General features: G+C 73.2%; 10 protein-coding genes. 6 read left to right on the top strand and 4 right to left on the bottom strand.

Translation table 11 applies throughout. The features are described from left to right. Window positions 1-564 precede the first annotated feature (564 nt). The gene (locus HW130_RS25760; protein WP_177152088.1) at window positions 565-1,173 is read left to right on the top strand and encodes a nucleoside triphosphate pyrophosphatase; all 609 of its coding nucleotides are present in this window, start codon (window positions 565-567) and stop codon (window positions 1,171-1,173) included. 3 nt (window positions 1,174-1,176) lie between these two features. Here the strand turns inward: HW130_RS25760 and HW130_RS25755 are convergent, their stop codons facing one another. Next, window positions 1,177-1,611, bottom strand: coding sequence for a hypothetical protein (locus HW130_RS25755; protein WP_177152093.1), 435 nt, complete (start codon window positions 1,609-1,611; stop codon window positions 1,177-1,179). A 357-nt stretch (window positions 1,612-1,968) separates the two neighbouring features. Here HW130_RS25755 and HW130_RS25750 point away from each other — a divergent pair, with 357 nt between their 5' ends. Both HW130_RS25750 and HW130_RS25745 read left to right on the top strand, forming a co-directional pair. Beyond that, a complete protein-coding gene (locus HW130_RS25750; protein ID WP_177152087.1) occupies window positions 1,969-3,720 on the top strand; it encodes a biotin carboxylase N-terminal domain-containing protein in 1,752 nt (583 codons plus the stop codon). Window positions 3,721-3,859: 139 nt separating this feature from the next. Then, a complete protein-coding gene (locus HW130_RS25745) occupies window positions 3,860-4,492 on the top strand; it encodes a TetR/AcrR family transcriptional regulator (protein WP_177152086.1) in 633 nt (210 codons plus the stop codon). A 241-nt stretch (window positions 4,493-4,733) separates the two neighbouring features. Here the strand turns inward: HW130_RS25745 and HW130_RS25740 are convergent, their stop codons facing one another. Both HW130_RS25740 and HW130_RS25735 read right to left on the bottom strand, forming a co-directional pair. Further along, window positions 4,734-5,624, bottom strand: coding sequence for a DeoR/GlpR family DNA-binding transcription regulator (locus tag HW130_RS25740; RefSeq protein WP_375256587.1), 891 nt, complete (start codon window positions 5,622-5,624; stop codon window positions 4,734-4,736). Between the two features lie 201 nt (window positions 5,625-5,825). Continuing rightward, complete coding sequence (locus tag HW130_RS25735; protein ID WP_177152084.1) at window positions 5,826-7,265, bottom strand: NAD(P)H-quinone dehydrogenase; 1,440 nt, start codon at window positions 7,263-7,265, stop codon at window positions 5,826-5,828. Between the two features lie 238 nt (window positions 7,266-7,503). Here HW130_RS25735 and HW130_RS25730 point away from each other — a divergent pair, with 238 nt between their 5' ends. The 3 genes from HW130_RS25730 (at window position 7,504) to HW130_RS25720 (ending at window position 11,294) form a co-directional block, all read left to right on the top strand. Next, complete coding sequence (locus tag HW130_RS25730) at window positions 7,504-7,941, top strand: gamma-glutamylcyclotransferase (protein ID WP_177152083.1); 438 nt, start codon at window positions 7,504-7,506, stop codon at window positions 7,939-7,941. Window positions 7,942-8,097: 156 nt separating this feature from the next. Then, window positions 8,098-8,928, top strand: coding sequence for a purine-nucleoside phosphorylase (locus HW130_RS25725; protein WP_373429290.1), 831 nt, complete (start codon window positions 8,098-8,100; stop codon window positions 8,926-8,928). 689 nt (window positions 8,929-9,617) lie between these two features. Next, window positions 9,618-11,294: a phospho-sugar mutase gene (locus tag HW130_RS25720; protein ID WP_177152082.1), complete on the top strand. Its 1,677-nt coding sequence runs from the start codon at window positions 9,618-9,620 to the stop codon at window positions 11,292-11,294. An 81-nt stretch (window positions 11,295-11,375) separates the two neighbouring features. Here HW130_RS25720 and HW130_RS25715 read toward each other — a convergent pair whose 3' ends face one another. Further along, window positions 11,376-12,011: a PH domain-containing protein gene (locus HW130_RS25715; protein ID WP_177152081.1), complete on the bottom strand. Its 636-nt coding sequence runs from the start codon at window positions 12,009-12,011 to the stop codon at window positions 11,376-11,378. Window positions 12,012-12,065 lie beyond the last annotated feature (54 nt).

Raw genomic sequence — 12,065 nt, 5'->3', positions numbered from 1 at the left:
GGGGATGTTCGTGGCGGGCGTGCGGTGAGCCCGTTCCCCGACCCCGCCCTCCCCTACGGCCTGGCGGCCGTGGGCGGTACCCCGTCCCGAACCGGGGCGAGCCCGGGCCCCGTGGGCCTGCGCCCTGCCGGGTACGGGCTTCGGGGCTCCGCCCCGGACCCCGTACCGCGCTTCGCGCGGTGTCCTCGATCGCCGGACGGGCTGATTTCCCTCCGCGAGATCCAGCCCCGCTGGGGGCACTCCCCTGGCTTCGCCGGGGCGGACCCCAACGAGTGCGCCGCGCAGACCAGCCCCGCCGACGACAGAGGCGCGAGGCCCGGGAGCAGCGCCCCTGAATCAAGCCCCGCCGGCGCTTGAGGCGGGGGCCTCGGGCGGAGCCCCAACGGGCCGCCGCGCAAACCAGCCCCGCCGGCGATTGAGGCGCGCGGTCCGGGGCAGCGCCTCGAATCAAGCCCCGCCGACGACAGAGGCGCGCGGCCGCGGCCGGAGCCGCGCAAGCGCGTCGGCGCCGGCAGAGCGGGAGGACCCCGCAGTGGGGCCCTGCGGGGCGCCTAACATGGGCGCATGACCTCCCCCGCCCGCCCGCGTCTCGTGCTCGCGTCCGCCTCTCCCGCGCGGCTCAACCTGCTCAAGCAGGCCGGACTCGATCCGCACGTCATCGTCAGCGGCGTCGACGAGGACGCCCTCACCGCCCCCACCCCCGCCGAGCTCGCGCTCGTGCTCGCCGAGGCCAAGGCCGCCGCCGTCGCCGCGCGGCCCGAGGCGGCCGGCGCGCTGCTCATCGGCTGCGACTCCGTGCTGGAGCTGGACGGCCAGGCACTCGGCAAGCCCGCCGACGCCGAGGACGCCACCGCCCGGTGGAAGGCGATGCGCGGCCGGGCCGGCGTGCTGCAGACCGGGCACTGCCTCATCGACACGGCAACCGGCAGGCAGGCGTCCGCGACCGCCTCCACGATCGTGCGGTTCGGCGAGCCGACGGACGACGAGATCGCCGCCTACGTGGCCAGCGGCGAACCCCTGCACGTCGCGGGCGCGTTCACGCTCGACGGGCTCTCCGCGCCCTTCGTCGAATCCATCGAGGGCGACCACGGCAATGTCATCGGCCTCTCCCTGCCGCTGCTGCGCAGGCTCCTCGCCGAGCTGGGCTTCTCGATCACCGACCTCTGGGTCTGACCGTCACGCGGGCGCGGCCTCGGACGAGGCCGCCTCGCGTCCGGGTCCGTCCTCCGCGCCGTACGCGATCAGCGACAGCACCAGCAGGCCGAGCACGCCCATCATGTACGCGAACGCCGGCCACCCGACCAGGCCCACCGTGAGCGCCCCCAGCACCCCGTGCACGACCGCACAGCCGATCAGCACGATGCGGGCGAAGCGGCCCGGCGCCCGGTCGCGTATGCCCGTCACCAGCAACAGGACGCCGCACAGTGCGAGGAACAGCCCCGAGCCGACCCCCATCCCCCACGTGCCGGCCACCATCGCGTCCGGGTCGAGGCCGTCCAGCGACATGCTCTGCGCCTCGATGAACCGGGCCATGATCCCGTTGAGCACGACGATGCCGACGGCCTCCACCCACAGGACGAGCGCAGCCACGACGGCCACCGGTCTGCGCACCACGGCGCCCCCAACCCTCAGTTACCGGACGTACGTACGACAGCGTGAGGCTACTGACCGGTAAACGCAGGGACAAGAGGTGTGACACTCTCTGTCACACGGCAAAGAATGATTGGGCCATTCGTAGGGACTCGACAAAGAAACCCGTTCGGCCGCTGGCCCCCCGAACAGAGACCTTGACCACACCAGAGGGCTACTGTGCGAGGGAGGAACCCGTCGTACCGTGGTGCGACAAGGGATTTCGCGCTCGAGCGAGCCTCGAATCACGCTCCGTGTGGGCAAGCTCACCATTGGGGACGGGTCGAAAGGCCGTGTCGGCAGTCCCTAAACTCAGCTTGTTTCAAGGAGGGAGCCATCGTGCGCAAGGTGCTCATCGCCAACCGTGGCGAAATCGCTGTCCGCGTTGCCCGTGCCTGCCGGGACGCCGGGATCGCGAGCGTAGCCGTCTACGCCGATCCGGACCGGGACGCTCTGCACGTCCGCGCAGCCGACGAAGCGTTCGCCCTGGGCGGTGACACCCCGGCCGCCAGCTATCTGGACATGGCCAAGGTGCTTCAAGCCGCGGCCGATTCGGGAGCGGACGCCGTCCACCCCGGCTACGGTTTCCTGTCCGAGAACGCGGAGTTCGCCCAAGCCGTCATCGACGCTGGCCTGACCTGGATCGGTCCGCCGCCGCAGGCCATCCGCGACCTCGGCGACAAGGTCGCAGCCCGGCACATCGCCCAGCGCGCCGGCGCCCCGCTCGTCGCCGGCACGCCCGACCCGGTCTCCGGGGCGGACGAGGTCGTCGCGTTCGCGCAGGAGCACGGTCTGCCGATCGCCATCAAGGCCGCGTTCGGCGGCGGCGGCCGCGGGCTCAAGGTCGCCCGCACGCTCGAAGAGGTCCCCGAGCTCTACGACTCCGCCGTCCGCGAGGCCGTCGCCGCCTTCGGCCGCGGCGAGTGCTTCGTCGAGCGCTACCTCGACAAGCCCCGTCACGTCGAGACCCAGTGCCTGGCCGACACCCACGGCAACGTCGTCGTCGTCTCCACCCGTGACTGCTCGCTCCAGCGCCGCCACCAGAAGCTGGTCGAGGAGGCCCCGGCCCCCTTCCTGACGGACGAGCAGAACGCCGAGCTGTACCGCGCGTCGAAGGCCATCCTCAAGGAGGCCGGCTACGTCGGCGCCGGCACCGTCGAGTTCCTGGTCGGCGTCGACGGCACGATCTCCTTCCTGGAGGTCAACACCCGTCTGCAGGTCGAGCACCCGGTCACCGAAGAGGTCACGGGCATCGACCTGGTGCGCGAGATGTTCCGTATCGCCGACGGCGAGGAGCTCGGCTACGGCGACCCGGCCGTGCGCGGCCACTCCTTCGAGTTCCGCATCAACGGCGAGGACCCCGGCCGGAACTTCCTGCCCGCGCCCGGCACGGTCACCACGTTCCGCCCGCCGACGGGCCCCGGCGTCCGCCTCGACGCGGGTGTCGAGTCCGGCTCGGTCATCGGCCCGGCGTGGGACTCCCTGCTCGCCAAGCTGATCGTCACCGGCGCCAGCCGTGAGCAGGCGCTGCAGCGCGCGGCGCGTGCGCTCGCGGAGTTCGAGGTGGAGGGCATGGCGACCGCCATTCCGTTCCACCGCGCGGTCGTGGCCGACCCGGCGTTCACCGCGGACCCGTTCCGCGTCCACACCCGCTGGATCGAGACCGAGTTCGTCAACGAGATCAAGCCGTTCGCCGTCCCCGCTGAGGCCGAGGAGGACGAGGCCGGCCGCGAGACGATCGTGGTCGAGGTCGGCGGCAAGCGCCTGGAGGTCTCCCTCCCGTCGTCGCTGGGCATGACGCTGGCGCGCACCGGCCTCGCGGCCGGCGCGAAGCCCAAGCGCCGCGCGGCGAAGAAGTCCGCCTCGGCCGCCTCCGGCGACACCCTCACCTCCCCGATGCAGGGCACGATCGTCAAGGTCGCGGTCGAGGAGGGCCAGGAGGTCACGGAGGGCGACCTCATCGTCGTCCTCGAGGCGATGAAGATGGAGCAGCCGCTGAACGCGCACCGCTCCGGCACGATCAAGGGCCTCGCGGCGGAGGTCGGCGCATCGCTGACCTCGGGCGCGACGATCTGCGAGATCAAGGACTGACCCAGCACGTCGGCATGTGGGGCCTGCCCGTCCGCCCGAGCGGATCGGGCAGGCCCCATGTTCGTGTCCACGTCATGGCCGGGCGCCGGTCCGGCAATGGCATCCTGGAACCGGGGGCGGACTCCGGAAGGACGAGGCGATGGCAACGAGTACGGCCGGCACGGCGGCGGGCACGGGCATGCCCGCACCGCGGCCCATGCGGGCCGATGCCCGCCGCAACTACGAACGTCTGCTCACCGAGGCGCGCGCCGTCTTCGCCGAGCACGGCACCGACGCGTCGCTGGAGGAGATCGCCCGCCGTTCGGGCGTGGGCATCGGCACCCTGTACCGGCACTTCCCCAACCGCCACGCGATGATGAGCGCGGTCTTCCAGGAGGCCCTGGCGGACCTGCTGGAGCGCTCCCGGGAACTGGCCGGCGCCGAGCAGCCCTGCGGGGCACTCGTGGAGTGGCTGCGCGCCCTCATCACTCATGCGGGTGAGTACCGGGGACTGGCCCGCGCGCTCATGTCGGCGTCCGCCGACAAGGGTTCGGCGCTGGCGTCGTGCAGCGTGCCCCTGCGCGCGGCGGGCGAACGGCTGCTGACGCGGGCGCAGGAGAGCGGCGCGGTGCGGACCGATGTCTCGATCGGCGATCTGATGCAGCTGACGAACGCGATCGCGCTGGCAGCCGAAGAGAGCCCCGGCGACGGCCGGTTGGCGGACCGGCTGCTGACGCTGACGCTGCGCGGCCTGAAGGCGGACCGGCCGGACGGCGCTGCGACCGGCTCGTGAGCGCCCGGCCCGGCGGCCCGGCCTCACCGCACGAGCCTCGCCGCACGAGCCGGCAGCCCGCGCGCCCCGCCCCACGGGCCGGTGGACCTCAGGGCCCCGGCCTCCGTCGGTCCGGGGGCGGAAAAGCCCGTGGACGGCCCGCGGGCCCGCTGCCGGCGTCGCCGATGAGGTCCCGTGCCGTATCCGCGAGGTGGTCGGAGCGCACGGCACCGCGCTGGGGGGACGACGCCGTGCGGTGAGCTCAGCGGCGGCGGAGGTCCGCGACTCGCGGCGCCCGGTCCTGCAGCTGCTCCGGCGTCAACGAGCCGTTGGTGCCGCGCAGTTGGGCGCGGGTACGGCGCTGGCCGGGGAGAGGGACCTCGTGGCGGGCGGGGCCCGCCACCGCGGCCGCGCCCGCCACGGCGATCTGCACGCCCTGGTCCGCCAACGCCTGCAGCTCCGTCGCGGCCCGGTCGTCGTGGGGCGGGGGCTCGTCCGTCACCAGGCGGGTGATCACGTCCGTCGGCACCGTCTGGAACATCGTGTCGGTGCCGAGCTTCGTGTGGTCCGCCAGCACGACGACCTCCGCGGCGGCCTGCACCAGAGCCCGGTCCACGCTCGCCGAGAGCATGTTGGACGTGGACAGGCCCCGCTCGGCCGTGAGCCCGCTCCCGGAGAGGAAGGCCCGCGAGACCCGCAGCCCCTGGAGCGACTGCTCGGCCCCGCTGCCCACCAGGGCGTAGTTGGAGCCGCGCAGCGTGCCGCCGGTCATGACGACCTCGACCCGGTTGGCGTGGGCCAGTGCCTGCGCCACCAGCAGGGAGTTGGTGACCACGGTCAGTCCCGGGACGCGGGCGAGCCGGCGGGCCAGCTCCTGCGTCGTCGTCCCGGCCCCGACCACGATGGCCTCGCCCTCTTCGACGAGTCCGGCGGCGAGATCGGCGATGGCCGTCTTCTCGGCGGTCGCGGACAGTGATTTCTGCGGGAAGCCGGACTCGCGGGTGAAGCCGCCCGGCAGTACCGCACCGCCGTGCCGGCGGTCGAGGAGTCCTTCTGCCTCCAGTGCCCGCACGTCCCGCCGTACGGTCACTTCGGAGGTCTGGACGACGCGGGCGAGCTCCCGGAGCGACACGGCTCCGTTGGCGCGCACCATTTCGAGGATCAACTGACGACGTTCTGCAGCGAACACGAAACTGACAGTAACCCCACCGCCCGTCAGTTTTCAGCTCTATGCGCCGGATAGCGGAAAATGTGCATTTGAGAGGCCGCCAAGTGGTATAGGCGGCCTCTCAGTTGATCGCTCGCCGCGTGGAGTGCCCGTACTTCGCCGGGTTTCGTCCCTCGCGGGGCGCCGTCAGCTCTCGGCGGTGGCCTTGCGGGTGTGCAGCTGGCGTGCGACCTCCGCGATCGAGCCCGACAGAGACGGATACACGGTGAACGCGTTTGCGATCTGTTCCACCGTCAGGTTGTTGTCGACGGCGATCGAGATGGGGTGGATCAGTTCCGAAGCGCGGGGCGACACGACCACACCGCCGACCACGATGCCGGTGCCCGGGCGGCAGAAGATCTTGACGAAGCCGTCCCTGATGCCCTGCATCTTGGCGCGCGGGTTGCGCAGCAGCGGCAGCTTGACGACGCGGGCGTCGATCTTGCCCGCGTCGAGGTCCGCCTGCGTGTAGCCGACGGTCGCGATCTCCGGGTCGGTGAACACGTTCGACGAGACGGTCTTGAGGTTCAGCGGGGCGACCGCGTCGCCGAGGAAGTGGTACATGGCGATACGGCCCTGCATCGCCGCGACCGAGGCCAGCGCGAAGACGCCGGTGACGTCCCCGGCCGCGTAGACACCGGGAGCGGAGGTGCGTGAGACCTTGTCGGTCCAGATGTGGCCCGACTCCTTCAGCCGGACACCGGCCTCCTCCAGGCCCATGCCCGCCGTGTTCGGGATGGCGCCGACGGCCATGAGGCAGTGCGTACCGGAGATGACCCTGCCGTCGGAGAGCGTGACCTCGACCCGGTCGCCGACCCGCTTGGCGGACTCGGCACGGGAGCGGGCCATGACGTTCATTCCCCGGCGGCGGAAGACGTCCTCCAGGACGGCGGCGGCGTCCGGGTCCTCGCCCGGCAGGACGCGGTCGCGGGAGGAGACGAGGGTGACGCGCGAGCCGAGCGCCTGGTAGGCGCCGGCGAACTCGGCGCCCGTGACACCGGAACCGACCACGATGAGCTCCTCGGGGAGCTCGTTCAGGTCGTAGACCTGCGTCCAGTTCAGGATGCGCTCGCCGTCGGGCAGCGCGTCGGGGATCTCGCGCGGGTGACCGCCGGTCGCGATCAGGACGGCGTCCGCGGTGAGCGTCTCCTCGCTGCCGTCGGCGGCGCGCACGATCACCTTGCGGGAGCCGTCCATCGCCTGCTGCCCGTCGAGGCGGCCGCGCCCGCGCATGACGCGGGCGCCGGCACGGGTGACGGAGGCGGTGATGTCGTGCGACTGGGCGAGCGCGAGGCGCTTGACACGCCGGTTGACCTTGCCGAGGTCGACGCCGACGACGCGGGCGGCCTGCTCGATGTGCGGGGTGTCGTCGGCCACGATGATGCCGAGCTCCTCGTAGGAGGAGTCGAAGGTCGTCATGACCTCGGCGGTGGCGATCAGGGTCTTCGAGGGCACGCAGTCGGTCAGCACCGACGCCCCGCCCAGCCCGTCGCAGTCGACGACGGTCACCTCCGCACCGAGCTGGGCGGCGACGAGCGCCGCCTCATAGCCGCCGGGTCCGCCACCGATGATCACGATCCGGGTCACGAAAAAGTCCGCCTCGCATTGTCGATCCCGGCCCGCCTGCCCGCTCTGCCGGGGGTCCGGGGTGCCCCCGGGGGAATGCAGTACGTACCTCATTGTCCCGCACCGCGTCGCGGTTCTCGCCCCGGGGCCGCGATACGCCCGCGACCACGGCACTTGCCGCTCACGAGGGGTCTGACGGCCGCCGCGACCGCCCGGACGCGTCGGCCGTCTCTCCCTGCGCTCCCGTACCCTCGATCCCATGTCGCTCTACGCCGCGTACGCCGGCAACCTCGACGCGCGGCTGATGACCCGCCGCGCACCGCACTCGCCGCTGCGCGGCACCGGCTGGCTCAACGGCTGGCGGCTGACCTTCGGCGGCGAGCAGATGGGCTGGGAGGGAGCGCTGGCCACGATCGTGGAGGCGCCGCGTTCCCAGGTCTTCGTCGCGCTGTACGACATCGCGCCGATGGACGAGGAATCGATGGACCGCTGGGAGGGTGTCGGCCTCGACATATACCGGCGCATGCGGGTGCGGGTGCACACACTGGACGGCGAGGAGGCGGCCTGGGTGTACGTGCTGAACGCGTACGAGGGCGGTCTGCCGTCCGCCCGCTACCTCGGCGAGATCGCCGACGCGGCCGAGTCCGCGGGTGCGCCCCACGACTACGTCATGGAGCTGCGCAAGCGCCCGTGCTGACGCGGCGCCCGCGGACTCCGGACGATCGCCGACGGCACACATCCGTGTCCGCGCGGTGACGCCGCGCCTCTTCGTCGGAAACGACAAGGCAACGATCCGAAGACCGTGCGCTGCGTCATCTACGCGCGTAGGGATTGTCGGGTTACCCTCATCGGCGTGAACGCATCTGTGAATCCGGACCTCCTCGGCGCTCTCGCCGACCCCCATGCCGCGGCCGACGCCGCCGCCGCGCGGCTGCGCGAGCTGACCGGCACCGAGACCCATGACGTCGCGCTGGTGATGGGCTCCGGCTGGGCTCCCGCGGTCGACGCGCTCGGCGCGCCCGAGGCCGAGTTCCCCGTCACCGAACTGCCCGGCTTCCCCCCGCCGGCGGTCGAGGGTCACGGCGGCAAGATCCGCTCCTACCGCATCGGCGACAAGCGCGCGCTGGTCTTTCTGGGCCGCACGCACTTCTACGAGGGCCGTGGCGTCGCCGCCGTCTCGCACGGCGTGCGCACCGCCGTCGCCGCAGGCTGCAAGACCGTCGTGCTGACCAACGGCTGCGGCGGCCTGCGCGAGGGCATGCGGCCCGGGCAGCCGGTGCTGATCAGCGACCACATCAACCTGACGGCCACGTCGCCGATCATCGGGGCGAACTTCGTGGACCTGACGGACCTGTACTCGCCGCGGCTGCGGGCGCTGTGCAAGGAGGTGGACGAGACGCTGGAGGAGGGCGTGTACGTCCAGTTCCCCGGCCCGCACTACGAGACGCCGGCCGAGATCAACATGGTGCGCGTGCTGGGCGGCGACCTGGTGGGCATGTCCACGGTCCTCGAGGCGATCGCGGCGCGCGAGGCGGGCGCGGAGGTGCTCGGCATCTCCCTGGTGACGAACCTGGCTGCGGGCCTGACGGGCGAGCCGCTGAACCACGAGGAGGTCCTGCAGGCGGGGCGCGACTCGGCGGCGCGCATGGGTGAGCTGCTGACGCGGGTGCTCGCGCGCCTCTGACCCGTCCGGCTGCCCAGGGGCGCCGCCCCGGACCCGGTGGGCTCTGCGCCTGACGGGCGCGCGCTTCGGGGCGGTGCCTCGCTGGTGGAGGGCTCTGCACCCTGGCAGGCGCCGGCCACGGGCGTCCCACCCCGGGCCCGTGGGCATCGGGGGGGCTCCCGCCCCGGAAGCGTGAGCGCTGCGCCTCACGAGCGCGAACTCAGTGCTGCGCCTCAGGCCGTGGCGAGCACCCTGGCGCACGGGCTCTGCGGGGTGCGCCCGGCCCGGGGACACGCAGGCCACGGGGCCCTGCCGGCCCGAGTTCGCCCGGGGCCCGTACTGCGCTTCGCGCGGCGTCCTCTGACTCCCCCTACGGCCTGGCGGCCGTGGATGGGCCCCGGGCTGTGATTGCGGCCCTTCCGGGGGCAACCCCCACGCCTCACGGCGTAGGGGGCGCGGGGGCTCGGGGCGGAGCCTCGACAAGAACGCCGCACAACACGCCGCCGGACCCCCCGGCCCCGCCGGGCAGCCCCGGCCCGCCGGGCCCCGACCAGCCCCCTCGGCGCCTGGGGCGCGGGGCTCGGAGCGGAGCCCCGGCAAGGGCGAAGGCGCGGAGCCCGACGGGAACGCCGCGCTGGGGCGGAAAAGCATCGCGCGTCGGCGCACGGCGCGCACACTCGACGTACGCACACACGAGAGGCGGACCTACCGTGCAGCAGGACCTCATCGCGCGGGCCCGGGCGTGGCTCGCGGAGGACCCGGACAGCGAGACCCGGGACGAGCTCGGCAAGCTCATCGAGGCGGGTGACCTCGCCGAGCTGGGCGACCGGTTCGGCGGGACGCTGCAGTTCGGGACCGCCGGACTGCGCGGGGAGCTGGGCGCCGGGCCCATGCGGATGAACCGCGTCGTCGTCATCCGGGCCGCCGCCGGGCTCGCCGCGTACCTCAAGGCCAAGGGTCAGGGCGACGGACTCGTCGTCATCGGCTACGACGCCCGCTACAAGTCGGCCGACTTCGCGCGCGACACCGCCGCCGTCATGGTCGCCGCGGGCCTGCGCGCCGCAGTGCTGCCGCGGCCGCTGCCCACTCCCGTACTCGCCTTCGCCATAAGGAAGCTGGGCGCCGTCGCGGGTGTCGAGGTCACCGCGAGCCACAACCCGCCCCGCGACAACGGCTACAAGGTCTACCTCGGCGACGGCTCGCAGATCGTGCCGCCCGCCGACGCGGAGATCGCCGCCGAGATCGGCGCGATCGCGAGCATCGACGACGTGCCGCGTGCCGAGGGGGCACCTCCCGGGCGAAGCTCCGGGGGAGGCTGGGAGACCCTGGGCGACGAGGTCCTGGAGGCGTACCTGGAGCGTACGGACGCCGTCCTGACCGCCGGCTCGCCGCGTACCGCCCGCATCGTCTACACGGCCATGCACGGTGTCGGCAAGGACGTCGTGCTCAGCGCCTTCGCGCGGGCCGGTTTCCCCGCCCCCGCGCTCGTGGAGGCACAGGCCGAGCCGGACCCCGCGTTCCCGACCGTCGCGTTCCCCAATCCCGAGGAGCCCGGCGCGATGGACCTCGCGTTCGAGACCGCACGCCGGGTCCGGCCGGACGTCGTCATCGCCAACGACCCGGACGCGGACCGCTGCGCGGTCGCCGTCCCCGACGACTCCGCCGAGGCCGGGTGGCGCATGCTGCGCGGCGACGAGGTCGGCGCGCTGCTCGCCGCGCACCTCGTCCACAAGGGCGCCACCGGCGTCTTCGCCGAGTCGATCGTGTCCTCTTCCCTGCTGGGCCGCATCGCCCGGGCGGCGGGCCTCGGCCACGAGGAGACGCTGACGGGGTTCAAGTGGATCGCGCGGGTCGACGGGCTGCGCTACGGCTACGAGGAGGCGCTCGGCTACTGCGTCGATCCCGGCGGCGTGCGCGACAAGGACGGCATCACCGCCGCGCTGCTCGTCGCCGAGCTGGTCTCGGAGCTGGGGGAGCAGGGCCGTACGCTCTCCGATCTGCTCGACGACCTGGCCGTCGAGCACGGCCTGCACGCCACCGACCAGCTCTCGGTGCGGGTCGAGGACCTCGGCGTGATCGCCGACGCCATGCGCGCGCTGCGCGAGCGGCCGCCGGTGATGCTCGCGGGCCTGCGGGTCACGAGCGCCGAGGACCTGACCCGGGGTACGGAGAAGCTGCCGCCGACGGACGGGCTGCGCTACTACCTGGACGGGGAGTTCACCGCCCGCGTGATCGTCCGGCCGAGCGGCACCGAGCCCAAGCTCAAGTGCTACCTGGAGGTCGTGGTGCCGGTCGCCGACGCGAGCGAGCTGGGCACGGCCCGCGAGCGGGCGGCCGGCGTGCTCGCGGACGTCAAGCGGGACCTCTCGGCCGCGGCGGGCATCTGAGGGGCGCCCCGCACGGTGCGCGTCCACCGCGCATCGGGCAGCCGGAGCCCGCCTGAACACAGGGCACCGGCTCCGGGCCCGTCAGGTCAGGCCGAGCACCAGGGCGAGCAGCACCACGCCCAACGCCACCGGCGCGAGCACCTCGTACGCCCAGCGCACCTGCGGCCCGCCCGGTGCGGACGAGCGCGGGCCCAGGTGCTCGGCCATGTCGCGCAGATCCGCGATCGTCTGGTCCGCGGGCGCCATCCGCGCCTGCGAGTCGGTCACGTCCGCCGTCACGGAGGTGGCGCCGTGCGGGTCGTCGGCCGCGTTGCGCATCTGCCGCCGGGCGGCCCGCTTGCGCTGGCGCAGCGAGACGGGGATGGCCCACAGCTGGTACTTCACGCCCTCCGTGGTGAACAGCTCGCTGGAGTACCCGGCCCGCACGTCGGCGACCGCGCTCCAGGGCAGCGTGATCGTCCGGAACGGGTTCCTGATCCGCACCCGCTCCTCGTTCACGAAGACGGCGGGGCGGACGCTGAAGGCGACGATCAGCGGCACCACGACCAGCGCCGCCGCCAGCGCGAGCCACGGCGTGCGGCCCTCGCCGCGCACCAGAGCGTCCACGACCATCCATGCGATCAGCGCGAGCAGCAGCCCGCCGCCCGCCATCCCGGCGGGCGACCGGAAGACCCGGTCGGCGTAGGAGGGCTCGGCAGGCTGCTGGGGGCTCGTCATGGGTCCGATTCTGCCGTACGCCCGCGACCGTCGGCCGGGACCGGTCCCCTCGTC

The sequence above is a fragment of the Streptomyces sp. PKU-EA00015 genome (assembly GCF_013387495.1).
GTDB lineage: Bacteria > Actinomycetota > Actinomycetes > Streptomycetales > Streptomycetaceae > Streptomyces.
The sequence above is the reverse complement of the archived record's forward strand: the minus strand, read 5'-3'. Positions and strand labels throughout refer to the sequence as shown.